This window comes from Halanaeroarchaeum sp. HSR-CO (assembly GCF_024972755.1).
Lineage (GTDB): Archaea > Halobacteriota > Halobacteria > Halobacteriales > Halobacteriaceae > Halanaeroarchaeum.
The window spans coordinates 1,607,113-1,630,478 of sequence record NZ_CP087724.1; the positions used below are offsets into that span (position 1 = coordinate 1,607,113).

Annotated in this window: 20 protein-coding genes and 1 pseudogene; 10 read left to right on the forward strand and 11 right to left on the reverse strand. The window is 61.9% G+C overall.

Features of this window, described 5'->3' with window-relative positions; genetic code table 11:
• Nucleotides 1–2: 2 nt before the first annotated feature.
• Entirely contained in the window at nt 3–620 is a 618-nt protein-coding gene (locus HSRCO_RS08315) for an METTL5 family protein (RefSeq protein WP_259517170.1), read from the reverse strand.
• 20 nt (nt 621–640) lie between these two features.
• Complete coding sequence (gene dph2 / locus HSRCO_RS08320; RefSeq protein ID WP_259517171.1) at nt 641–1,675, reverse strand: diphthamide biosynthesis enzyme Dph2; 1,035 nt, start codon at nt 1,673–1,675, stop codon at nt 641–643.
• Nucleotides 1,676–1,796: 121 nt separating this feature from the next.
• On the opposite strand from dph2, the gene HSRCO_RS08325 reads away from it, so the two are divergent.
• From HSRCO_RS08325 to HSRCO_RS08335, 3 genes are all read left to right on the forward strand, one after another.
• Nucleotides 1,797–2,639, forward strand: coding sequence for an MBL fold metallo-hydrolase (locus HSRCO_RS08325; protein ID WP_259517172.1), 843 nt, complete (start codon nt 1,797–1,799; stop codon nt 2,637–2,639).
• Nucleotides 2,640–2,707: 68 nt separating this feature from the next.
• Nucleotides 2,708–4,525, forward strand: a complete 1,818-nt coding sequence (locus HSRCO_RS08330; protein WP_259517173.1) for a hypothetical protein — start codon at nt 2,708–2,710, stop codon at nt 4,523–4,525.
• 51 nt (nt 4,526–4,576) lie between these two features.
• The gene (locus HSRCO_RS08335; protein WP_259517175.1) at nt 4,577–5,485 is read left to right on the forward strand and encodes a hypothetical protein; all 909 of its coding nucleotides are present in this window, start codon (nt 4,577–4,579) and stop codon (nt 5,483–5,485) included.
• A 39-nt stretch (nt 5,486–5,524) separates the two neighbouring features.
• Here the strand turns inward: HSRCO_RS08335 and HSRCO_RS08340 are convergent, their stop codons facing one another.
• On the reverse strand, nt 5,525–6,628 hold the full coding sequence (locus tag HSRCO_RS08340) for a TIGR04053 family radical SAM/SPASM domain-containing protein (protein ID WP_259517176.1): 1,104 nt from the start codon (nt 6,626–6,628) through the stop codon (nt 5,525–5,527).
• Between the two features lie 161 nt (nt 6,629–6,789).
• Between HSRCO_RS08340 and HSRCO_RS08345 the strand changes: the two genes are divergently transcribed.
• Together HSRCO_RS08345 and HSRCO_RS08355 are read left to right on the forward strand one after the other, a co-directional pair.
• Nucleotides 6,790–7,071, forward strand: a complete 282-nt coding sequence (locus tag HSRCO_RS08345) for a hypothetical protein (protein ID WP_259517177.1) — start codon at nt 6,790–6,792, stop codon at nt 7,069–7,071.
• 71 nt (nt 7,072–7,142) lie between these two features.
• A pseudogene (locus HSRCO_RS08355) lies at nt 7,143–7,550 on the forward strand (MoaD/ThiS family protein).
• Here HSRCO_RS08355 and HSRCO_RS08360 read toward each other — a convergent pair.
• Both HSRCO_RS08360 and HSRCO_RS08365 read right to left on the reverse strand, forming a co-directional pair.
• Nucleotides 7,538–8,053: a molybdopterin-dependent oxidoreductase gene (locus HSRCO_RS08360; RefSeq protein ID WP_259517182.1), complete on the reverse strand. Its 516-nt coding sequence runs from the start codon at nt 8,051–8,053 to the stop codon at nt 7,538–7,540. The pseudogene HSRCO_RS08355 and the gene HSRCO_RS08360 overlap by 13 nt on opposite strands.
• Nucleotides 8,054–8,231: 178 nt before the next feature.
• Entirely contained in the window at nt 8,232–8,546 is a 315-nt protein-coding gene (locus HSRCO_RS08365; protein WP_259517183.1) for a HalOD1 output domain-containing protein, read from the reverse strand.
• Between the two features lie 261 nt (nt 8,547–8,807).
• Here HSRCO_RS08365 and HSRCO_RS08370 point away from each other — a divergent pair, with 261 nt between their 5' ends.
• Nucleotides 8,808–10,535: a hypothetical protein gene (locus HSRCO_RS08370; protein WP_259517184.1), complete on the forward strand. Its 1,728-nt coding sequence runs from the start codon at nt 8,808–8,810 to the stop codon at nt 10,533–10,535.
• A gap of 171 nt (nt 10,536–10,706) precedes the next feature.
• Here the strand turns inward: HSRCO_RS08370 and HSRCO_RS08375 are convergent, their stop codons facing one another.
• Nucleotides 10,707–11,255, reverse strand: a complete 549-nt coding sequence (locus tag HSRCO_RS08375) for a hypothetical protein (protein WP_259517185.1) — start codon at nt 11,253–11,255, stop codon at nt 10,707–10,709.
• 193 nt (nt 11,256–11,448) lie between these two features.
• Nucleotides 11,449–12,630 (reverse strand): bifunctional sugar-1-phosphate nucleotidylyltransferase/acetyltransferase, encoded by a 1,182-nt coding sequence (gene glmU, locus HSRCO_RS08380; RefSeq protein WP_259517186.1) that lies wholly within the window; start codon nt 12,628–12,630, stop codon nt 11,449–11,451.
• A gap of 316 nt (nt 12,631–12,946) precedes the next feature.
• Between glmU and HSRCO_RS08385 the strand changes: the two genes are divergently transcribed.
• The 3 genes from HSRCO_RS08385 to HSRCO_RS08395 all read left to right on the forward strand — a co-directional run bounded on the left by HSRCO_RS08385 (nt 12,947) and on the right by HSRCO_RS08395 (nt 16,235).
• Nucleotides 12,947–13,564, forward strand: coding sequence for a hypothetical protein (locus HSRCO_RS08385; protein WP_259517188.1), 618 nt, complete (start codon nt 12,947–12,949; stop codon nt 13,562–13,564).
• A gap of 246 nt (nt 13,565–13,810) precedes the next feature.
• Nucleotides 13,811–15,622 (forward strand): glutamine--fructose-6-phosphate transaminase (isomerizing), encoded by a 1,812-nt coding sequence (gene glmS, locus HSRCO_RS08390; protein WP_259517189.1) that lies wholly within the window; start codon nt 13,811–13,813, stop codon nt 15,620–15,622.
• 7 nt (nt 15,623–15,629) lie between these two features.
• Nucleotides 15,630–16,235 carry a hypothetical protein gene (locus HSRCO_RS08395; RefSeq protein WP_259517191.1) on the forward strand — a complete coding sequence of 202 codons (606 nt, stop codon included), beginning with the start codon at nt 15,630–15,632 and terminating at the stop codon, nt 16,233–16,235.
• Here HSRCO_RS08395 and HSRCO_RS08400 read toward each other — a convergent pair whose 3' ends face one another.
• Nucleotides 16,236–16,451 carry a hypothetical protein gene (locus tag HSRCO_RS08400; protein ID WP_259517193.1) on the reverse strand — a complete coding sequence of 72 codons (216 nt, stop codon included), beginning with the start codon at nt 16,449–16,451 and terminating at the stop codon, nt 16,236–16,238.
• Between the two features lie 524 nt (nt 16,452–16,975).
• Here HSRCO_RS08400 and HSRCO_RS08405 point away from each other — a divergent pair.
• Nucleotides 16,976–18,490, forward strand: coding sequence for a polysaccharide biosynthesis C-terminal domain-containing protein (locus HSRCO_RS08405; RefSeq protein ID WP_259517194.1), 1,515 nt, complete (start codon nt 16,976–16,978; stop codon nt 18,488–18,490).
• On the opposite strand, the gene HSRCO_RS08410 is transcribed toward HSRCO_RS08405, so the two are convergent.
• The 3 genes from HSRCO_RS08410 to HSRCO_RS08420 all read right to left on the reverse strand — a co-directional run bounded on the left by HSRCO_RS08410 (nt 18,487) and on the right by HSRCO_RS08420 (nt 23,359).
• Nucleotides 18,487–19,482 carry a glycosyltransferase family 2 protein gene (locus HSRCO_RS08410; RefSeq protein WP_259517195.1) on the reverse strand — a complete coding sequence of 332 codons (996 nt, stop codon included), beginning with the start codon at nt 19,480–19,482 and terminating at the stop codon, nt 18,487–18,489. The two genes, HSRCO_RS08405 and HSRCO_RS08410, sit on opposite strands and share 4 nt — an antisense overlap.
• Nucleotides 19,479–20,363: a hypothetical protein gene (locus HSRCO_RS08415; RefSeq protein WP_259517196.1), complete on the reverse strand. Its 885-nt coding sequence runs from the start codon at nt 20,361–20,363 to the stop codon at nt 19,479–19,481. Before HSRCO_RS08415 ends, HSRCO_RS08410 begins: the two co-directional genes overlap by 4 nt.
• 704 nt (nt 20,364–21,067) lie before the next feature.
• Complete coding sequence (locus tag HSRCO_RS08420) at nt 21,068–23,359, reverse strand: hypothetical protein (protein WP_259517197.1); 2,292 nt, start codon at nt 23,357–23,359, stop codon at nt 21,068–21,070.
• Between the last annotated feature and the right edge of the window lie 7 nt (nt 23,360–23,366).

Genomic DNA, 23,366 nt, shown 5'->3' on the forward strand with positions numbered 1-23,366 from the left:
CGTCATCCAGACCACGTTACTCTGAACACTTCGGCGTCGACGGTCCGGCGTTCCTCTCGATGGAATTCGAATTGGTGGGGGATCTCCAATTCGGCCTGGTATGCGTGCGTCACCGTTCCATCGTGGTCCGCCACGAACCGGTCGACGAATGACCGACTGCCCTCGTTGTGGATAGAGTACGACACCGCCCCGATCGTCGCGGCCGTCTCGAGGAACGCCCTGTCCGCGTGTCTGTTCCCGTACTGGGCGCCAAAGGGTGGGTTCATCACCACCGTCGCGTCATCGAGACAAACCGGCAGGGTCGTCGCGTCACCCTCGATCCAGTCGATGGAAATCGGTGGATCGACTTGCCGCTCGTTCTCCCTCGCCCGTTCGAGCGCCTCCCCGTCCAGTTCGACGCCGACCACCGCTCTCGGTCCCCCAAAGGCTGCAGCGAGTGCCAGCATGCCGGTCCCCGAACCCAGATCGACGACCGTCCGACCGTCGAGGTCAGACTGCATCGCGGCGACGTGGACGACGTGCGCGGCGATGTCCGCCGGTGTGCGATACTGTTCGAGTGCCGGTGCCGGATCGTCGAAGGGCGAGACGGATTCGAGACGGCGGGCGAGGTCGCGTTTCATCGGTTACCGCGGCCGCATCATTACCAGGTGCCGTGGAAGGTGTCGAAGGAAAGGGCGTCCATCGGTTCCTCGCCGATGGCGATACGATACTCCTGCGGGGTCAACAGTGGCTCGTGGAACTGGGGCCCGTCGTCGGTCGTGACCCGGGGACAGGCCGTGTTGACGTATGCGTCGAACCCGAAGTTTCGCAATCGGTCGGGGGTCACCTCGTCGAGGCTGATGAGATAGGCGCTCTCGTGTTCGGCGACGAGATCTTCGGCGACGTCCCAGCGGCGTTGTCCGATCTTCGAGGAGACGATGATTCCCCACGTCTCGGCGTCCATCGCACGGTGGATGGCTCCGTAGCGCTGTTTGACGAACTCCTCGGTGGTCGCCTCGGTCAGGACGTTGTTGACGGGATCGGCGATGACCACGCGCTTGTCGGGATGTTCCATGCCGAGACCGACGGGGTGGAACTTCCCGCCGCCGACGTAGAGGACCTGGTCGGCGTCCACGTCGGCACTCGCGTAGTTGCATCCGAGAACCTGTCCCTCGTGTGTCAGTCGTTCATCTCCTTTCCGAGTGAGGACCGTGAAACCACGCTCTTCGAGGAATTCCTTCATCTCGTCGAAGTGACTCATATGCTGGGCGGTCGTCACCAGACCGACCTCACCGTCTTCGAGTTCTTCGACGGCCTCCTCCATGATGGGAAAGACGTCGACGTTCGAGAACAGCGGGACGTAGATGATGTTGCCCGACTCCTTCATCGGCGAGTGGCCGAAGTGGACGAAGACGTCGGTCCGGCGCATCATCTCGAGGTCCAGGTCACACGCACCGTAGCATGGTTGCCCGGAGATGAGGACGGTAACGCCCGCCGGCAAGAGGTCTCGGAGGTCGTCGGCGACCCCACCGGCCCGACGCTTCAATCCCTCGGGGAACTGCAGGCCGACGGACTCGGCCTCGCGGTCCGCTACGGCCTCGGCCACCCGTTCCAGTTCGTAATCCCACTCGCGGTCGTACTTGAGGGCCATCCCCGTGTTGCGGAGGTCCCCAACCGACCGTTCGTCGTTGCTCATTGACCCTCGGTACTCGGCAGGCGGGTAAAACGTCGGCGGTTTCCCCTCAAACCCCTCGATATGGTGGGTGGTTCTGCGCGACACCGCAAGCCATTAGCGCCCCGCGGATGAGCACGATATCATGTCCATCCACAGTGACTGGGGCGACTGGCTTCCCACGGCGGTGGCCGACGCCGACCCCGACGGCCTCGCCATCTGGTATCTCGGCTGTAACGGATTCGTCCTCAAGGGATCGATGGGAACGACGCTGTTCATCGACCCGTATCTCGGGACCGGCGATCCACCCCGTACCGTTCGCATGATACCGGTACCGTTCGATCCCGAGGACGTCACCGCGACGGACGCGATACTGGCGACACACGAGCACACAGACCACGTCCACGGTCCGACGCAGGCCCCCATCCTCGCACGGACAGACGCGAGGTTCTTCGGTCCCGACGCGAGCGTCACGAAGGCACTCGACGAGGAGACGTGGACCGACGCCTACGACGTCTCCGAGTCGCAGTACGAGACGGTGAGCGAGGGCGAATCCTTCGACGTCGGCGAATTCGTCGTCCACGTCGAGGCCGCCAACGACCCCGACGCCGACCATCCCGTATCCTACGTGATCGAACACGCTGCGGGAACGTTCTTCCACGGCGGTGACACCAAACCGACAGCGGCGTTCGACGACCTGGGCGAGCGTTACGACATCGACGTCGCGGCACTGGCGTTCGGATCGGTCGGAATGATCCGCGACAAACAGACCAGGATCCCGAAACGCACGCGCTGGTACAACGACGAGAATCAGGTCGTCGAGGCCGCCAGCGCATTACGGACGGACAGGCTACTTCCCACACACTGGGACATGTGGAAGGGGCTCACGGCCGACCCCACTGCACTCTACGAGCACATCCGGACCTTCGAGTATCCACGATCGCTGGCTATCGTCGAGATCGGTGATCGAATCGATCTGTCGACATAGCGCCGGTTGTTTTAAGTGGATCTTCGATAACTACGGCGTATGTATCGTCTACCAACGGGGTGGTCCGTGTGAGCGACGAGACCATCGTCGAGGATAGGGGGATAACCGTCACGAAGGCATTCGACCGGGAGGGGTTCCCGGTCCCCGCGGTCACGTTCAGGATCGAGTCTGACCGCACCGACGAAGTGACGATCCGCATCGTCGATACGATCCCAGCGGACTTCGGCATCGAACAGATCGGGTTCCATCCGGACTACGAGAGCGAACACTGGACCGCCACCGGGGAAGGGGTGGTCAGATTCGAACGCTCCGTCGACGCCGGAGAAGCGTTTACAACGGTCTACGGTGTCAAGATGTCCGACGACGAACGCGCCGAACCCTTCCTGCAGGCCCCGACGATCGAGGTCGACCCAGGTGCGGCAGACGACTCGGCCATCGAGGACGTCGTCCCGAAGGAGAGCTCCGACGTCGTCAGAGAGCTCGCCGACGGCGAGCGGGAGTCGATCCCCGGCCTCGAAGCGGAGACCGAGGAGTCCGAACCCGCCACCACCGCCGTCGCCGACGACGACGCAGAGATCATCGACACGAGTGAACCCGCTGCCGATGCGCCTCCCGAAGGCGAAGCGGCGTCCGAAGCAGAACCAACGGAGGGGGTCGCGGACGACGACTTCCAGACGGGGGTCGAGTCGACGACCGACGACGACATCGTCGAGGCTGGAACCGATGCGGTCGGAGCGGCCGATACGACGGCGTCCCAGGCCGACGACGTCGACGAGGAGCCCGCGACAGAAACGGACGAGAACCTGCTCACCGCAGGAACCGACGATTTCGGCCGGAAGACGGAGACCGACGACGGCGGATTCGACGCAGAGCCCGAAAAAACGGGGTTCGAGGGCGACCCAGAAGCAGCGGCCGAGGCGGAGACGACAGCGGATACCACCGCAGCCGAACCCGAAGACGAGGCCTTCGAGGTCGAACCCGAGGACGAGACGTTCGAGGACGAACCGGACGAAGAGACCAGCGAAGCAGAACCCGAGGCGGATCCGGAATCTGCTTTCGATTCCGCCACCGCAGCCGAGATCGAGCGGGAGGACCACGGTACAGAACCCGACGAATCCGTGGAATCGACGGTCGAATCAACCGCCGACGAACCGTCCGAAGAAGAAGAACCGAAAGCTGTCGAAATCGAGAGCGACCCAGCCATGAGCGACGAACCCACTGACCCATCCCCGACCGAACCGCAACCAACTCCCGAATCCGACGACGGGCAGATCGGATCGGACGAAACGATCGCCGAATCCACGGCTGCCGTCGAGGACGGCCTCGCTGCGACGCTCGCTGCGGAGATCCGCGACGGAACCGTCGACGACGAAGACCTCGAGGTGATCCGCGAAGCGGTCGGCGAACCAACAGCGAGCGAGACGGTTCGCGTCGAACACCTGCAGGCACGCGTCTCCGACCTCGAGGCGTACACCGACGCACTCGAGGAGTTCCTCGACGAGAACGGTCGTGCGCGATACGTGCTCGCCAACGTGGAATCCGCAGTCGACGATCTCGCGGGTGAAATCGAGGAGATCGGTTCACGAGTGGATTCGGCCCAGGGCGAACGGGAGGCACTGCGCGAGCGCATCAACAGTCTCGCCGACGATCTGAACGCGATCGACGACGTCGCGAAGAGTGTCGACCGGTTGGCCGGCGACCTGGAGGCCATCGAAGAGCGGGTCGCCGACGGAGAGGAGGCCAGGATCGAGGTCGCCGAACTCGAAGAACAGCTCGCGAACGTCGAAGCAGACATGGCAGACGTCGAAGAAGACGTCGAGGACGTCGAAGCGGACGTCGAAGAGTTCCAGGAGTGGCGCAGTCAGCTCTCGGATCTCTTCAACTAAGCCGTCGGGCAAAACGCAAGGAGTAAAGCGGCGGCCCTGCTGATGTCGACAATGACTGCGCCGGTTCGTATCGCCGTTCCCCGGAAAGGACGACCCCTCGAAGCCGTTCTGGATCGACTGGCTACGGTCTCCGGTGGCGAAACCGTCGCGGACGACGTCATCTCGACGCTCCGATACGAGAAGGCCGTGACCAAAGGCGAACAGTCTGTAGAGACCACCGTCTACGAGCGGCTCGCGAGGTACAGCAACCTTGAAGACCCCTCTCAGCCGGAGTACACGCTGCTCCGTGACGACCGAGACGGGAAACCGCGCCGTATCGTCTTCGATTCTGTGACGCTGGACATCGAGGGCGTCCCCGTCGAACTCGTCGGTCGAGAAGAACCGTTCAGGGCACTCCGGACGCACTCGTTCGCCCTCGGATTCGATAGTGCAGACCTCGTTCTCGAGGAGGTGGTCTCGCTCGAACCCGAACCGCTCTCGGCGCTCGCGGACCTCAACGATCGTATCGATCCCCACGACACCGACGTCAGGGTGGTCACCGGTCTCGGTGATACCGTCCATCACACGGTCCTCGCGAAGCCATCCGTCGTCCAGGAAGCGGGCCACGATGCGCCCGATCGGTCGTTCATCGCGGAGTACGAGGGACCGCTGGTCATCTCCCCACGGTACGAACGGCTCGTCGAAGCGGTTCTCGGCACCGATGCGACACGTGGTCTCACCTTCGAGTATCCCGCCCCGGACGAGCAAGAGGAGCCAGCCATCGCCAGAACGGGTATCGGAATCTACCTCACCGTCACCGGTGGCACGGCTCGGGACACGGGGTTGCTCGTCGGAGAGGAACTATTCCCGAGCGAGACGGTCCTCCTCGAGAACGAGAACGAAGCCGACGATCCGGACATCGAGACGGTGAAATCGGCCATCCAACTCGACGAGACAGTGTCGACCGTGCCTGTTGTTTGATTTCTCGACGAGACACTGTCGACGACCCCCGTCGCCTGATCACTCGACGACCTTCGACACGGTCTGGACGGGCCGACTGCCCTCGTAGTCCGGCGGCACGTACGCGCACAGCGGGTCGGATTCGAGCGGGTCCCCGGTGTACGCGAAGGCTCGGGACCGACTGCCGCCGCAGACGTTCCTGAACGGACAGACCCCACACTTCCCCTTCAGGTCGTCCGGTTCGCGCAACGAGGTGAAAAGCGGGGAGTCTCGATAGATATCGACGACGGATTCCTCGCGAACGGACCCGGCGGCTTTCGGCAGGAATCCAGACGGGTAGACGAGTCCCGTGTGGCTAACGAACGCGAAACCGTTTCCGGCCGTGATCCCCATCCGCCGCCGGATCCCATCGTCGGACATGGCCTCCGGGCTGGACGCTCCCCTTCGTTTGGAGAGTACGCGGCGGTAGTGTGGCGCTTCGGTGGTCTTGATCTCGAACGGTGTCCCGCGATTCAGATCCGCCAACCACTCCATCACGCGTTCGGCCTTCTCCGGCGATATCGGTGTCAACACCGTCCCACGTCCGACCGGGACGAGGAAGAAGACCGACCAGAGGACGGCACCGAGTTCTTCGACGAGTTCGGCCATCGCTGGCAGGTGGCGAACAGTCTCCTGCGAGACGGTCGTGTTCACCTGGAGGGGGAGGCCGACGTCTGCCGCTGCCTTCGCCGCCCGGAGCGTTTGCTCGAAACTCCCGTTCTCGCCCCGGAAATCGTCGTGACTCTCCGGTCCAGGTCCGTCGATACTGACGGCGATCCGCCGAAGACCCGCATCGCCGAGTCGGTGGACGGTCGGGGCGTCTAGCGATTCCGTGCCGGACGGCGTCATCGTCATGGTCAATCCCTGGTCGACCCCATAGTCGATCAACTCGACGACGTCGTCGCGAACCAGTGGATCACCGCCAGAGAGGACGACGAGTTGCCCTTCACCGAACTCGCTCGCGTCGTCGAGCAGCCGTTTCCCCTCCCTGGTCGAGAGTTCCGCCGGGTGGCGTTCGGACTGGGCGTCTGCCCGACAGTGCTTACACGAGAGATCGCAGGCCTGGGTGAGCTCCCAGATGAGGACGAGCGGTCGCCGGTCGGTGTCGAGGTCCTGTCCGAACATGATGAACGGTGACTGTTGTCGACTCCTGGGCCCCCACTGTCCTGTATTCGGTCCCGAACCTGTTCGCCATCCGGCCGACACCCGACCGGTGTCGTTGCCAACTTCCGGTAACCGGCCGCCCGCTATATATCACCTGAACGAGAACTTCTGGACGAACAGCGATGGAGATCCGAGGGGCCGTCATCCTGGTTACGATACTGACCGTGCTCGTCTTCGGCGGGGTGGTGACGTCGTTGAGCGTTCGTGCCGCTCGCCGGACCAGCGCCAGAGCGCTGTGGAGTCTCGCCACCGGGTTGGCACTCATCACCATCGGCACCGCAGTCATCGAACTGCTCCTCCTCGACGCGAAAGCAGCGGTCGACGGCGCCGACCTCGTCGGGAGTCTCCTCCTCGCGACCGGGTTCGCCATCCTGGCCTATTCGATATACGGTGGATACCCGTAGGGACCGACACCGCCCCACCACCGAACATCTTCGGCGCGCAGCTTTTCCGACGACGGACTGTTCGGGCACCTATGAGTGACCAGCGGCTGGGAGTCGAGAGGGACAGGACGGGGGCGCCGGTGACCACGGTCGACCTCCGTTGTACCGGTCACGTTCGACGAGCGGTCGGGTTCGGGAAGACGGAGTATCGATTCGAGGGACGATGATTGCGGGACCTCCTCGAGGCGTTCTTCGCGGATTACGACGTCCGTGACCTGCTCATCGCGGAGACGGAAGACGACGCGACGACGCGAGGGTGGGCGCCCAGGCCCGACTCCCTCCCTGGCCGCTGGAACAAGAATCCGCCGGGCGAACAGACGCGAAGATATGCCAGGGTGCTGGTCAACGGCACGTTCAACGAACATCTCGACGGCCTGGATACGATACTCGAAGACGACGACCGTATCGCCCTCCTTTACCCGTTCGTCTACTGCGTCTGAGTTTCGGTCGAGTCCGTCGCTCGGACCGTTTCGAATCTGTCGTCGTCGGGTTCGAACTGCTCGAGTCGTTCCGGATCGGCGTCCGGTTCGAGGGCGTGGAATTCGATCCGGGAGACTCCCTTCACGTCCCGGGCACCCTCGACGGCGGGCGCGACGAACCGATTCGAATACGGTGCTTGCTCGTCGATGGGGCGACCGTCTTTCTCGAATGCGATGACACCGCGGAGGGCGTCGAGGATCGGAACCGCCATACGATATCCGTCAATGGAACCGACCACGACGTGTGTCGTGTCCGCCTGCGCATCGACGGTGTCGCACAGGGAGCCGATGCCGACACCGGCCCAGGTCGCTTCGTAACGATTGCCGGTGGCACAGACGACCTCTGCGGTAAGACGCTCCTCGGGGAGCGATGCGGCGACCGCCGGTGTGACGCGGACCGACCGTTCACCGACGACCGTGATCGGATTGGTGAGTCGGGGTTCGGACGCCACCGGTTCTGTCATGGTGTCTGCTATGGGCCGGGACGAGGAATAGATTTCGTCGATGGTCCGTCGCGGAGAGTCCTCACGGAGACGTTGCTCGATCGACGGTACGGTGTTCGTGCTGGGTCGCACCCGCCGACAGTTGCGGTCCTTCCACGGCAGAAACCACGGAGACCGTTGTTCGAACGATACGTACTGATTATCGAGTGTTGCCCTGGGCAGGGCGCACGTAGACGGTTCCGTTACCCACGACGGTGATCTCGTGGCCCTGATACTCGAACGTCACCCGCACGGTTTCGGGATTCGAATTCGATTCCGTGAGCAGTCCATTGAGCGCATCGGCATCCACGACCTCGTGAAGCGGTGGACTGGATTTCGGGTCAGTGCCAGTTACGTCGGAGACGGCTTCGACGACAGCGACACTCGGTGTAAGCGTCTCTGTGAACTCGAATGTTCGTGTGTATCGGTCCGAACTCGTTCCCGTATCGATGCTGTCGGCGGATGACCCCTCCATGTCGTTCGAAGAACGATTGTGAGGGCGTAAATATTCACCGGGTGCCCAGTACCAATGGGAGTCTCGTTACTGCCGATGCTCTGGTTAGTTGTTACAAAGGTACGGCCGTAATAGTTTCGAAAATCCAACCTTACCTGCGAGTAAGTTCGTGTCCAGGAGTGGAACAATCACGGCCGTTCATCCCCTCTGCCGTGCCACTATGTTCCGTCGCGGCACTGGCGAGACAACCACGCGACACTTCGAGCACTGAATACCTACACTATGACACGAGACACGAACACATTCAGTCGCAGGACGGTCGCCGTCGTCGTCGTCCTGCTCGTCGCCGCTGGGATGACAGCTGGCGCGGTGCTGGCTGCACCGGCGACAGCCGACGACCCGTCAGCGGTGACGGGCGCGGACCAGGTCCAGCAGGTAGAAGAGAACGAAACGACCACCGAAGAGCCGGCTGACGACGAAACAACCGAGGAGCCGGCTGACGACGAAACAACCGAGGAGCCGGCTGACGACGAAACAACCGAGGAGCCGGCTGACGACGAAACAACCGAGGAGCCGGCTGACGACGAAACAACCGAGGAGCCGGCTGACGACGAAACCACCGAAGAGCCAGCCTTGACACGTGCGGGCGACTACATCACGTACACCACGCCGGCTGGTGAGGCCTACGGTGTCGAGAATCTGACCATCTCGGAAGCCGAGGATGACGAGATGATAGAAGTAACCGCGGAAGTGACCAACCCGAACGACTGGCTCGCTGTCCAGTCAGTCGAGTTCAGGGCCGACGGTGACGTCGTCGAGCGCACGCACGTCGCTCTCGAGGGCCACGAGACCGACCACGTGTCGTTCACCCTCGACACGAGCGAGTGGGAAGACGATGACCACACCGTCGCCATCCTCAGCCACGACTACGGCGAAGTGATGTCACTGGCCGAGGAAGAACCAGTTGAAGAACTCGAAGCCAACGTCACATTCGAGGATCAGACCAGTAACGGGACCACAGTCGTCGTCGACGAGGTCCACCTCTCCGATGGCGGCTTCGTGGCGATTCACGAGAGCGCCTCGCTCGCCGAGGGCGACGCGGTCGGTAGCGTCATCGGGGTTTCGGAGTACCTGACTCCGGGCACCCACGAGAACGTGACTGTCACGCTCTTCGACGTCCCGGGTGCGGACTTCGACGGTACATCGCTCGACGCTGACACGGACCTGACCGCTATGCCCCACGTCGATTCGAACGACAACATGGCGTTCGAGTTCGTGTCCGAGGAGGGTGCTGAAGACGGACCGTACACCGAAGACGGTGAGGCGGTCGTCGACGACGCGTCCGTGACTATCGAGGAGGACGCCGAACCCACCGCGAGTGTCACGTTCGACGACCAGACCAGTAACGGAACAGCGGTAGTCGTCGACGAAGCGAACCTCTCCGATGGCGGCTTCGTGGTGATTCACGAGAGCGCCTCGCTCGCCGAGGGCGACGCACTGGGAAGTACCATCGGCGTCTCCGAGTACCTGTCTCCAGGCACGCACGAGAACGTGACGGTCACGCTCTTCGACGTCCCGGGCCAGGACTTCACTGAGACCGAACTCGAAGACGACACGAACCTGACCGCGATGCCGCACCTCGACACGAACGACAACAGTGAGTTCGACTTCGTGTCCGAGGAAGGTGCAGAAGACGGTCCCTACACCGAAGACGGTGAGGCTGTCGTCGACGATGCAATGGTAACGGTCGAAGCTGATGAGCCCGCGCCGACAACCGAGGAACCAACCAACGAAACGACCACTGAGGAACCAACTAACGAAACGACCACCGAGGAACCAACTAACGAAACGACCACTGAGGAACCAACTAACGAAACGACCACTGAGGAACCAACTAACGAAACGACCACTGAGGAACCAACTGACGAAACGACGACGGAAGAAGCGACTGACGAGACCACGACAGAAGACGACGCAGGAGCGGAGACCACGACCGAAGCCGAAGCGTGAATCGTCGATTCGCCACGCGGTTGACCGGCGAGACGATTGCCGCTATTGCCGCTCGAGCGGACGAGACCGCGACCCGCTGAAGCGGTACCGGTCCGTTTTTTGACGAAACGCATCCATAGCTGTCGCTCGCTGTCCGGCTGCATTCGGAACGATACCGCCTGTCACCGAGCGTCAGCGATCCTCTTCGTGACCGATAGAAGGCACCTGCTCCGGGAGACAGATAAGGTTCTCGCGGCCCAACTGGATTTTCACCACGTCCCCGTCGTCGGCCAGGCCTGACAGCGTCCGGCTGACCTTCGTTTTGGACCATCCACTCTCCGAGACGATGCGCGATTGTCGAAGCTGCCCGTCCGCATCTTCCAGCATCGCGAGAACGCGCTCGTCGTCGCCGAGGTCCCGGCTGCCGTCCCCAGTGTTCCACTCGACGGCCGGTTCGGGTCGGGATTTGAGGGGCGTCTCAGATGACGAATCAGACGTTCCACCGGTACCCGTCGTCACGTTTGACGGATCCGAGGATCCGTCGGACCTGATCGTGGTCGATGACGAATCCTCGTCGGACGAGGGGTCGGTCAGTTGGCGTCCGAGCAAAAACGAGACGAGCAGAAGACCAGCGAGGACACCAACGAACAGCGCCGTGCCGGACATCGGATCGTCCATGGCGGCCTGCGCTACCGTGCTCGCGAAGAGCGTACCACCGATGGCCGACGCCTCACCGAACATTGTTCCCGCAGGTTGTCCTTGAACGGGGGCTTCGACGCCCATCGACCCGTCCTGTCGTCACTTCCCGATCGATTCGATACGCGCCCATCACTACACGATTTTCCCGAACATAGATTAGTAATACACAGCCTGAGACCCGATTGTGCGTGGTAAGTAGGGACTATAACCGCTCGACGACGCTTCGATACGGCCCTCAGCGGTCGCGATGGATGACCTCCCCCGGAAGGGTCCTCGCCTCGGTCGAGAGGGTCACACCCGGATCGATGCTCGTGTTGATGCCCGTCTTGACACCGGGCCCGACGACGGCGCCGAACTTGCGCCGACCCGTCGAGACCCGCTCGCCCCGGACCGTCACCTCGACCGCCTGGTCGTCGTGTCTGAGGTTTGCAATGTTGGTCCCCGCTCCGAGGTTCACGTCCGGACCGAGAACACTGTCACCGACGTACGATAGATGGGCAACGGTACTGTTCGGTGCGAGAACTGAGTTTTTCACTTCCACTGCATGGCCGATCGTCGCATCCTCACCGACGAGTGTCGTCCCTCGGACCCGCGCGTGAGGGCCGACCGTGGCCCCTTCGCGGACGTAGACCGCTCCCTCGATGACCGTTCCCGGCAGAATCGTCGCACCGCGTTCGACGACCGACTCGGTGGAAAGGACTGCACTCGGATGAACGTCACCCTCGACGCTGCCCGGATAGGTCGGAACGAGTGTCTCGTTCGCCTCGAGCAGTTCCCACGGTCGACCAACGTCCATCCATCGTTCCATTTCGACCGCCGTCACGTCGGTCTGGGCCACGAGCCGAGTGATGACGTCGGTGAGTTCGAACTCGCCTCGGTCGCTCCGGTCGACATCGAACCAATCGTCCTCTACAGCCGGGAACACGTACGCGCCAGCGTTGGCCAACGTCGAGGGAGGGTTCGCGGGCTTCTCGACGATCCCCACACACCGACCGCCATCGACGTCGACGACCCCGTACGACGATGGATCATCGACCTCGTGGACGCCGATACTGGGCCCCGTCGAGAAGAGCCTGGCTATACTCTCCTGGTCGTAGATGTTGTCGCCATTGAGGACGGCGAACTGCCCGTCCACGTGAGGCAATGCGGTCCTGACGGCCCCCGCAGTACCCTCCGGGGGGTCCTGGACGGCGTAGGTGACTGGCACTCCCAGATACCGATCGCCGAACGTCGCGCGGACACGGTCGGCATCCGGCCCGACGACGAAGACGATCGACGACGCTCCGCTTTCCACCGCGACGTCCGCGACGTGCGCGGCGAGTGGACGGTCACCAACGGTGAGCAGCGGCTTGGGCGTTCGGTCCGTCAACGGTCGCATCCTCGTTCCGGCACCCGCAGCCAGAATCACGACGTCCATACCGTTGCAGGCGGCCTTCGTTCGCATAGTAATTGGACCGTTACCGGGTTCTGTCTGCTAGGGTCGGAGACTCCGTCGTTCCTCACCGGATACAGACCCGTCGTGTCGCCCACGCGGAAGAGAGTAAACGACCATTACATCTAAGTATTAGCAGTGCAACAATTATACTGCGTCATTACCACTGCGGTAATGGGGGAGGAACGAATGTCAGCACCAACTGCCAGACCATGGAATGCCGTCAGACAGATGACGGACGAGTGGCATCGACAGTGGGAAAACAAAGGGAGACCTACCGCGAGCAGCGGGGCTACCGATCATGGCAACTGAATCGAGCAGGACCACCCAACCGGGCCCCGAACAACCTGCGGTCAAGGGGACGGATGAGGAGATATCGGAAGGCGAGACCTGTGAGACCGACGACTTCACGGCGGACGAACCCGACGACGAAGCGGCGACCTCACTCTCGTTAGATGTCGCCTTCGACATCGTGAAAAACAAACGGCGACGACTCGTCCTCGAGTACCTCGCGGAGCGTGAAGAGCCCGTCGCCCTCGGTGAACTCGCCGAACACATCGCGGCGATAGAGAACGACAAGGAGGTGAAGGCGATCAACTCCTCGGAGCGAAAGCGTGTCTACGTGGGCCTCTACCAGTGCCATCTGCCGAAGATGGACGCCGCCGGTGTCGTGGAGTCCGAGCGCAATTCGAATATCACGCTTGGAAAGAATGCCCCCGACGTCATGAAATACGTGGACGTTCCGGAAGAACAGCGACCGTGGCACCAGTACTACTTCGGGCTCTCTGTACTCGGTCTCCTCGCTGTGGTCGTCGCTGGCGCGAGCGGGTTCGGTACCATCTCGTCGATGCTCCCCGGAGCAGTGCTCCTGGCCGTGCTCGTCACCGCCGCCGTCCACTCGACGACCACCGACGCGTAGACGACTCTTCTCATCGACTATTACGAGTTCGTCCCATCGATGCCGGTCGCGCAACGGTAGTAGACGGACCGTATCCGTGCAAAGGACTGACTGTCATCTGGGCAACCGATACATAACAAAGGTAGCAGGTCTGTGTAATACGGATATCATGTTTGTGACCACGGAGGCCCACTCGCATCCGGCCCGCAGTACATCTCGGCGGCGTTCGTTTGCGAGGACTGCCATCGTCAAGACGGTGGGATGAAGATGTGTGGGATTATCGCTCGAGTCGGCGAGGGAGGGGCCGTCGACGAACTACTCACCGGACTGAAAAACCTCGAATACCGCGGGTACGACTCCGCCGGTGTCGCGATTCCGAATGGGAAGTCGATCGACATCAGGAAACAAGAGGGGTCCGTCGACGACCTCGTGTCCGCCATCGATGGGAACGAACCCGTCGGGAATATCGGTATCGGGCACACGCGATGGAGTACACATGGTCCACCGACGGACGAGAACGCCCATCCCCACACCGACTGCACCGGCTCGGTCGCGGTGGTCCACAACGGCATCATCGATAACCACGACGAGTTACGGGACAGGCTGATCGCCGAGGGACACGAGTTCACGAGCGAGACGGATACCGAGGTGGTCCCCCATCTCATCGAACGCCACCTCGCGAACGGTGACGGACCCGAAGCGGCGTTCCGGAGTGCCGTCGACGAACTGGACGGAAGTTACGCTCTGGTCGCCACCGTCGAAGGCGGTGATGCACTCTACGCTACCCGAAACGGCTCACCGCTCGTCCTCGGAATCGACGGTGACAGACACTACCTGGCGAGCGACGTTCCCGCTTTCCTCGAGTTCACCGACGACGTCGTCTACCTCGAAGACCACGATGTCGTCGTCCTGAACGGCGACGGCTACACGATATTTGATAGCGAGGGACGGCGACTCGACCGCCCGGTCGAGACCGTGGAGTGGTCACCGGAGGACGCCGAGAAGGGTAGCTACGACCACTTCATGTTCAAGGAGATCAACGAACAGCCCGTCGCACTCGGCCAGACGCTGAGCGACCGCTTCACTGGCGACGGCGACGTCGATCTCGGGATCGACCCCGACCGATACGTGGACGTCGATCACGTCCACTTCGTCGCCTGTGGAACTTCGTACCACGCGGGCCTCCAGGGAACGCATATCCTCACCAGGGCCGGCGTTCCGGCCTCGACGTATCGGGCGAGCGAGTTCGTCGCCACACCGCCCCCATTGAACGAGGACTCCCTCGTCGTCGGTGTCACGCAGAGTGGGGAGACGGCCGACACGCTCGAGGCCCTCCGGGTCGCGACCCGACGGGGAGCAAAGACCATCGCCGTGACCAACGCTCCCGGGTCGACGGCAGTGCGAGAGACCGACGAATCGATATTCATCCGTGCGGGACCGGAGATCGGTGTCGCGGCGACGAAGACGTTCTCCTCACAGGTCGCGACGCTCATCATGTTCGCGGAGCTGATCACGCGAAGTATGACTGGGTCGGGAATCGAGGACTTCGAGGAGATCGTGGACTCGCTCCGATCCCTCCCGGATGCTGTCCAACGAATCCTCGACACCTCCCGTGCCGAACGGATCGCTCGGTTCTACGCGGGAAGCGAGGCGCAGTTCTTCATCGGTCGTGGCGGGGCCTATCCCATCGCCCTCGAAGGAGCGCTGAAGTTCAAGGAGATCACGTACGAGCACGCGGAGGGATTCGCTGCCGGAGAGTTGAAGCACGGACCGCTGGCCCTGGTGAACGCGGACACGCCGGTCTTCGCCGTCATTCTCGGGCCCGGCGACGAGAAGACCATCGGCAACGTTCGCGAGGTCCAGGCACGGGGTGCACCGGTCATCGTGGTCGCTCCAGAAGGTGCCGACGACGCGCTCGCGGTCGCCGACGAGGTACTGACGGTTCCGGACTCCCATCCCATCGTCGCATCGGTACTGGCGAACGTTCAACTCCAGTTGGTCTCCTATCACGTGGCGGAACTGCTCTCCAGATCGATAGATAAGCCCCGAAACCTGGCAAAGAGCGTGACCGTCGAGTGAAGCCATCATGGGTCCAATCCACCGGTTCGAACACACCGAATCACCACTGAATCCACCGAACATGTCCCAAACGGACTCCACACGGCTCTCACAGGACGAAGCCTTCGACCTGCTGAGTAGCCCACGACGACGGTACGTCATCCACTATCTCCGACGGTCGGGAGAGCCGGTCGAACTCGGCAACCTGGCCGACGAGGTCGCCGCCTGGGAGAACGAGACGCCGGTCGAGGAACTCACGAGCCAGCAGCGCAAACGCGTCTACGTCTCCCTCTATCAGACCCACATCCCGAAACTGGAGGAGTTCGGTATCGTGGAGTACGACAGCGACGCTGGGACGGTCAGAGTCACTGAGCAGATCGACGAAATTGGCCGGTACCTCTCCGACGAATCAAAAGAAGTCCGGTGGGACGCCTACTACCTCGTGCTCGCCGTGGCGAGTGCACTGATCTACGCGACGATCGCTCTGGACATCGTGGCGCTATCCCCGGCCGGCGAGATGGTCGTGGCCGGTGCGATCATGGCCGCGTTCCTGGCGGTCGCGAGCTGGCACTGGATGCAATCGAAGAAGCGTAACGGCGAGTCGATCAGTTCGCTTCTCGACCTGGAGGACTGATCAGGCCCAGGCTTCGAGGTCGCATAGATCGGCTTCGTCGGTGACAACGAATGCGTTCTCGCGCAGCATATCCGCCTCGTTCGGAAGGACAACGACGGTTTCGGACCCCTCGACGTGGATGACGTCGAGGTCGACCATCCGATACTCCAGATCGTTGTGGGGGTCGGGGTCGGCGGAGACGCGGGACCACTGTGCCCGTGCAGGCGTCGACTCCACCTCAGGTCACCCCCGAACCTGGTCGGAGACCATGATCGTTCTGGCGGGCAGTAGGACAGTCATACTTCCCAGAAATCCCGGCTGAACGGGTGTGCATACCGGGTAATCAGGTCTTACCGGCTTAATGGTTGTGGCGGGTCGGTTTCGCGGACGTGCCGACGAACGAGCGGAATACGTACCTGATGAGGTCTCGTTTCTCACTCCCGGGAAGTGCGGAGTAGTGCCAGTAATGGAATCTTAATAACTGAATTGCGTCCGGTAAGAATGTCAAACCGACGACCACCGTCCAGATGACGGTTCGGTCGGGAGGGCTGCCCATTCGAGCCGAAGAACACGGTATCTCCGACACCGGCAGCCTGAGATAGACGAACCATAACTATACGGTGACCGGCGGTACCTCCGGGCAACCGAATGCAACCGACCGAGTCCGTGCTTAGCGTCTCGTTCTACCGCCACGGCGCGGGAAGGGCGTCCTGCTGGAGGTGCGAAACAGTACCCGCCCTGCCGAAGACGCCCCGACGACGATGAGTGGGACCGAGAACTTCGTCAACCGGTTTCTGTCCATCTTCAGCGCGAAGGTCGTCACGTCGCTGACGGCTATCGTCTCGACGCCGATCATCGTGAGGCTCCTCGGACCGGGGGGATACGGTGATTACGCGGTGTGGCTCTCGGTGTACTCGCTCTACATGATACCGATCAGTGCCGGCATCACCGAAGGGGTCCAGAAGTTCGTCGGCGAGGACCGGGGGATGGACGACTGGCGGGCCTACGTCCTCCGCTTTTACCTCCAGCTCGCGGCCGTCATGGTCCTCGTCGGCGTTGTCGGGTTGCTCGTGTTCACCAGTCTCGGGGGGGCGGCGATGCTCTTCGACGACGATTTCACCCGGTACTTCTACTTTCTCACGGTGTTCGTCCTCGTTGGCCAGTTCCGCGCGGTGACCGGGCGAACGGTCCTCGGACTGGGACTCGAGCCGATCTCAGAGTCGCTGAAGGTAGTCAAGAAGTTCGCTATCATCGGACTCGGCATCGCCCTTGTCGCGATCGGGTACGGCGTGACCGGGATGATGGTCGGACATATCGTCGCCAATGGCCTCGTCGCAGTGGTTGCTGGGATCGTCATCCTCCGCCGGGTCTCGATTCCCGCATTGCTCGCCGGTCCCGAGCGGGACTTTCCCTACCGGGAATTGCTCTCGTTCAACGTGTTGAACATCGTGTTGGTACTGCTGGTCATGTCCCTCTACCACGTGGACATCGTCATGCTCCGTTCGTTCACCGGGGCGGAGACGACCGGGTTCTACAAGGCCGCGCTCGCGCTCGCGGAGTATCTCTGGTTCGTCCCCATCGCGTTCCAGACGATACTCCTGCATACGAGTTCGAGTCTCTGGAGCGACGAACGCCTGGGGACGATAACGTCGATAGCGAGCCGAATAACACGGTACACGACGTTGCTCGTCGTCCTCATGGCCGTCGGTGTCGCAGTCCTGGCGGACCGATTCGTCGTCCTGTACTACGGTTCCGAATTCATCGTCTCGGTCACACCCCTGTTGTTGTTGCTCCCAGGAACGATCGGGTTCGCGATCGCTCGCCCACTCCAGTCTATCAGTCAGGGTTCCGGTCGGCTGACCGTTCTCATCATGGCCGTATCGGTAGCAGCGGGAGCGAACGTCGTATTGAACGCCCTGCTCATCCCGCGATACGGCATGAACGGAGCCGCCGTCGCCACGAGTATCGGGTACGGCTCGATGTTCGGTCTCTTCGTGTGGGCGGCCCGCCGGATCGGGTACGACCCACTCCACGACTTCCGGGCCAGCCGTATCGTGGCGACGGTCGTCGTCACCGCACCGTTCATCTGGGCACTCGACGCGGCTATTCGGTCGGACCTTGTGGCGCTACTGCTCGTTCCGGTGTTTGGCGGGGTTCTCTTCTCGATCGTTGCAATCCGCGTTGGGGCCATCGACGTGGAAGAACTGTATGACATCGGCGAACGGCTCCCTGGGCCTACCGACCGAATGATCGTACTTCTCGACCGTCTCGCTTAACGATCCATCACCGAAGGGACGCCATGGATACTATCTCCCTCGGAGAGTACTTCTACAGAATCGACCGGATATCGCTCCGGTGGCGGGACCGGATCGACGATACCGAGACCGAGTCCGAGGAGGCCCACGGTTTTGTGGAGAAAAAACAGCAACGAATCGCTGACTCCACGGTGCCGGACGACCACGCCGAACGCAAGTCCCGCGACACCGATCCAGGCGACGAGTGTCCGCCGATGGCGGATCGCGAGAACCCCCGCGAGTAACCATGCGAGGATCGTCAGTCGAAATCGGATCCTGTATAGATGGTTTCCCAGAAGAGTGGGCGACGGCCACGATCGCCGTAACGCGTGACCCGTCCCCTTCGAATACCCACGCCTCCACCGACGCAATGGTTCGAATAGATGAGCGCGATCGGGGTGGGTTGCGGCGACCTCCGGAAGTCGGACCATACGATGGCCAGCGACACCGAGTTCGAATCCGAGGTGGATGTCCTCGAGGGCACCCAGGTAGGGATCGAATCCTCCGACAGATTCGAGCGCCTCCCGATCGTACAGGGCAACCCCACGAACCGACGAAACGGGTTCTGGACGGTTCGAACCGGTTTCGTTGAGATGACCATCGACGGCCGCCACCTGGTGGCCCTCCATGTAGGAGATGGCTGCTGTAAGCCAGTCGGCCTCGATCTCCATATCCCCATCGACGAAGAGGATCCGAGAAGCGTCGACCAATTCGGTCCCGACACGTCGTCCGGCACCCGGTGTGACATCGTCGGTCGTGAGACGAACGACGGTGACCGGATAGGCCGATGCCTTCTCGACAGTGTCGTCAGTGGATTTCGAGTCGACGACGACCACTTCGAACCGAGACACCGTCTGTTGGCAGGCCTCGATTACCGACTCCAGACAGCGCTCGATTCTGTCGGCTTCGTTTTTCGTAACGATCACGACGGACAGCGCGATCTCGTCGCGGTCGTCAGCAGTCGAGAGGGTCATCGAGGCGTGAAATCACCGTCACTGGCGTCCATCCGTTCGATATGTTCTGTTTCGCCATCCGGGGACACGATCGTCGTGTTCACGATCGTCGCTGTCGACTGTCGCAGCACGATCGGATCGCCGGAAACGGCGATCCGACAGTCTTCGATGAGTGTGTCCTCCGCCGACGAGAAGCGGAGACCGTGTCTATCCACACCGCTCATATCGATGGTACATCCGCTGAAAACAGTCCCCGTCCGGCCCTCGATCTTACCCACGAATCCGCCGTTCGCTTCGCCGGAGATGGAGACGTTCTCGAACACCGGACCCGACTCCGCAGGCTCGATCGCCGGGAGTGCAAAGATCGCTTTGTAGTCGTCTCGGTGGACTTCGATGGCAGTGTTTTTCACGGTGGCTCCGCGGTTTTCCGGATGGAACACGACGGCCCCGAAGCCATTACCCGAGTCGGGCCCGATGTGTATGCGGGAGTTCTCCACGAGTTGATCCTGGCGGTGTCGAAACCGAATACCTCGGACATTTACCGATTCTGCATCCGGTGGGTCGGTTGCGACGACGTCGACGTTTCGTGCCGTACTCCCCGTCGAACCCAGGCGAATGTTGGAGATATTGTTGTTCCGGTATTTGCCACCCTCGACCCGTACGATACCGTTTTTCCCACTGCGTAACCCAGGCGAGGACGCATACAATCCATTATCCGAGAAGCCCTCGAGTTCACAGTCCTTGAAAACGAGTTCACCCGCGTGTGAATCGCCGACGTAGACACCGGTGAGCGTGGGATTGTCGTCCGTGTTGCGTGCCTTGAATTGGTCGAACTCGAACGTCCCGTCCTTGCTCAGTGCGTCGATACGAACCAACGATATCTGGTTTTCACAGCTACCCACGACAGAGACGTCACGAACGGTAACGTCACCCTGTGTTCGAAAGTGAATCGGACCGCCGCCGTTCGACTGTCGAAAGTCGAACGTTATACCATCGACAAGCAGGCCATCGAGGGATTCGAAAGATAAGAATGGCCCGTCGCCCACACAGGTCCCATCGGTCGGTACCAACGTCGAGCGGCCCGTTTCCATTCCAATGATCCCGAGATTTTCGTACCCCCCAATGATGCCAGAGGAAATCCGAAACTCACCCTCCGGTAACGCCATTAACGTGTCGTTGCTACTGTATTCTCGGAGAAACGAGTCGATCGATTCGGACGAATTCGGCACGACACCGTGATCGGTCGCTCGGATCACCGTCGCGAATGCATCCGCATACGGGATGTCGTCCTCCGGTTCGGCCGTTGGTTCTTCGGTCGGTTCGGGTGTATTGTCTTCTTCGGGTTCCGAAGGTGTTGTACGCCCTCGATACCGTACTGTGACAGCACCAACCACACCAACTGTGCCGGCGACGCCGGCGGTTTTCAAATATTCACGTCGATCCATGAAGACCTCTATACAAGTTGGCACCCACGGAAACGCCTTAGTAATGCAACTATTACGGAACTGCTATGCGCTATTCTATCAGTTGAGCATCGACCAGCGAATGCCCAGTCGATAACCGAGACCGGCAAAACGATTATTCCCGCCTTATCGCTCCACGTCGATCATCGCGGACAGCCGATGTCGGCAGCGGGTTCACTCGACCCGTAGTGGTTCTGGGGGAACTCCACGTTGGCCCACTCGTCAACGTGAACCTGAATGATCGATTCTCCCGTCCACCCGTCTGGTGAGGCGAGTGGTTCCGCCTCGTTGTAGAACCAATTGTCCTGGACAGACGCCAGAACCTCCGGAACCCCGCGAATCGCGACCGCCGGTTTACGATCGCCATCCGCCACCGAGTACGTCGCCTCGACCGTGTTCCGATAGATCTCCATGTCCGTCCCACCGGGTTTGTGCATGTCGATGACGTGGCCGATCGTCGACGATCCGAAGTGGTTGTACCGGACGACGTACCCGCCCGAGCCCGATGAGGCGACGGAGTGACGGTTGTAATCGAAGGCGTTCCACTCGATAACCGGCCGCCCACTGCTCGCGACGACACCGTACCCCAGGCCGTCCCGCGGGTTGTGGTGGATGTTGTTGTGGTGGACGTGCGGGGAGTTGCCGTTGGTCACCACCGAGGCGTACGCGAATCCCCAGATCTCGTTGTTGTCGATCTCCACGTCGCCACCGACCGCCCGCACGCCCGACCCGGTCGCATACCAGTCAGGGTCGAAGTACTCGTAGAAGGGGCCTTCGACACGGATGCCGGTAAAGCGCGCGCCGCTGTTCAGGTAGATCGATTTCGTCTCTTCGTCGGTGTAGAGATGCCCCCCTGGTGCGTCGTCGATACCCCGGTTGGAAGCGAGGGTTACCCCCGACGGGACGACGATGTCCGTCGTCCCCATGTCGATGCTCGCGTTGCCCGCGAGGTAGACGACGTCACCGGAACTGGCGTTCGAGAGGGCCTGCAGGAGCCCGGATTTCGTAGAGATGACCACGTCGGCCTCGTCGCGAGAGACGAGGTTGTCGTAGCCCTGGCCGCCGCCGACCGGTCCGCCCTCGACGGTGTTCGTCGTCGTTTCGGGTTCTTCCTCCCCAGTGAGTTCGTACGGAGTCACCTGTTCGCCGTCGAGGTAGAGCGCGAACTCCCCCTCCATCGGCGAGAAGTCCGTCACGGAGCGCTCGAAGACGAACGTGTCACCGTAGCCGTTGCCGGTGTACCCCTCCGCCGTCCAGGTGCCGTCGTCGTTCTCGGTGACGATGTCGTTGGTCTCCTCGGCTGAGTTGTCGCCGTTGTCCAGGTCCTTCTCGATCGGGCCCGTGCTCGTAAATGAGTAGTCGAGTTCGTCGGGCACGACGATCTCGAGCGTGTGCGTCGGGTCCTCGCCCACGAGCTCGTAGGGGGTGATCTCCTCGCCGTCGAGGTAGAGCGTGAAGTCGCCCTCCATCGGCGAGAACGCCGTCGCCGTCCCCTCGAAGGTGTACCCGTCACCGTAGCCGTTGCCGGTGAACCCTTCCGCGGTCCAGGTGCCGTCGTCGTTCTCGGTGACGATGTCGTTGGTCTCCTCGGCTGAGTTGTCGCCGTTGTCCAGGTCCTTTGCGATCTCGCCAGTCGTCGTGAACGAGTATTCCAGACTGTCCGGCACGACGATCTCGAGGAGATGTTCGGGATCCTCGGCGTCGGCCTCCTCGCCGACGAGTTCCTCGATCGACACCTCCCTCCCATCGAGGTAGATGGTGCAGGCGCCCTCGAGCACCACGAAGTCCGTCACCGAGCCATCGAAGGAGAACCCGTCACCGTAGCCATTGCCGGTGAACCCTTCCGCGGTCCAGGTGCCGTCGTCGTTCTCGGTGACCGAATCGTTGCCCGTCTCCGCGGAGTTGTCGCCGTTATCGGGGAGCATCTCGATCGGTCCCGTCGTCGAGAAGGTGTACGAGACGAGATCCTCGGCCACGATCTCGATGACGTGCGTGTCGGGGTCTTCGACGAGGTCTTCGGGAGAGATCTCCTCGCCATTGAGGTAGATGGTACACTTCCCCTGGAGCACCTCGAACTCCGTCACCGAGCCATCGAAGGAGAACCCGTCACCGTAGCCGTTGCCGGTGAAGCCCTCGACGGTCCAGGCGCCGTCACCGTTCTCGACGATGGTGTCGTTGCCCGTCTCCGCGGAGTTGTCACCGTTGTCGAGGAGTCGCTCGACCGGACCGGTCGTGGTGAACGCATAGGAGACCTTGCCCTTTGCAACGATCTCGAGAGTGTTAGAGTAAGATCCGCTTTCCGCCGCTGCCGTGCCCGCCGTCACCGCCGTCCCGACGATGCCAGCACCCGCAAGCTGCAGGATGCGTCGCCGAGAGAGGATACCGGATGTCTCTGCTGGGATATTCCGAGTAGGATCATCATTACGTCTCTCCATGGACGGG

Excerpts from the sequence above, each read along its gene's own strand:
- HSRCO_RS08395 (WP_259517191.1), top strand. The coding sequence starts at position 15,630 with ATGGGTCCAATCCACCGGTTCGAACACACCGAATCACCACTGAATCCA.
- HSRCO_RS08420 (WP_259517197.1), bottom strand. The coding sequence starts at position 23,359 with ATGGAGAGACGTAATGATGATCCTACTCGGAATATCCCAGCAGAGACA.
- glmU (WP_259517186.1), bottom strand. The coding sequence starts at position 12,630 with ATGGACGTCGTGATTCTGGCTGCGGGTGCCGGAACGAGGATGCGACCG.
- HSRCO_RS08360 (WP_259517182.1), bottom strand. The coding sequence starts at position 8,053 with ATGACAGAACCGGTGGCGTCCGAACCCCGACTCACCAATCCGATCACG.
- HSRCO_RS08335 (WP_259517175.1), top strand. The coding sequence starts at position 4,577 with ATGACTGCGCCGGTTCGTATCGCCGTTCCCCGGAAAGGACGACCCCTC.
- glmS (WP_259517189.1), top strand. The coding sequence starts at position 13,811 with ATGTGTGGGATTATCGCTCGAGTCGGCGAGGGAGGGGCCGTCGACGAA.
- HSRCO_RS08385 (WP_259517188.1), top strand. The coding sequence starts at position 12,947 with ATGGCAACTGAATCGAGCAGGACCACCCAACCGGGCCCCGAACAACCT.
- HSRCO_RS08405 (WP_259517194.1), top strand. The coding sequence starts at position 16,976 with ATGAGTGGGACCGAGAACTTCGTCAACCGGTTTCTGTCCATCTTCAGC.
- HSRCO_RS08370 (WP_259517184.1), top strand. The coding sequence starts at position 8,808 with ATGACACGAGACACGAACACATTCAGTCGCAGGACGGTCGCCGTCGTC.
- HSRCO_RS08365 (WP_259517183.1), bottom strand. The coding sequence starts at position 8,546 with ATGGAGGGGTCATCCGCCGACAGCATCGATACGGGAACGAGTTCGGAC.
- HSRCO_RS08345 (WP_259517177.1), top strand. The coding sequence starts at position 6,790 with ATGGAGATCCGAGGGGCCGTCATCCTGGTTACGATACTGACCGTGCTC.
- HSRCO_RS08325 (WP_259517172.1), top strand. The coding sequence starts at position 1,797 with ATGTCCATCCACAGTGACTGGGGCGACTGGCTTCCCACGGCGGTGGCC.
- HSRCO_RS08375 (WP_259517185.1), bottom strand. The coding sequence starts at position 11,255 with ATGTTCGGTGAGGCGTCGGCCATCGGTGGTACGCTCTTCGCGAGCACG.
- dph2 (WP_259517171.1), bottom strand. The coding sequence starts at position 1,675 with ATGAGCAACGACGAACGGTCGGTTGGGGACCTCCGCAACACGGGGATG.
- HSRCO_RS08315 (WP_259517170.1), bottom strand. The coding sequence starts at position 620 with ATGAAACGCGACCTCGCCCGCCGTCTCGAATCCGTCTCGCCCTTCGAC.
- HSRCO_RS08410 (WP_259517195.1), bottom strand. The coding sequence starts at position 19,482 with ATGACCCTCTCGACTGCTGACGACCGCGACGAGATCGCGCTGTCCGTC.
- HSRCO_RS08340 (WP_259517176.1), bottom strand. The coding sequence starts at position 6,628 with ATGTTCGGACAGGACCTCGACACCGACCGGCGACCGCTCGTCCTCATC.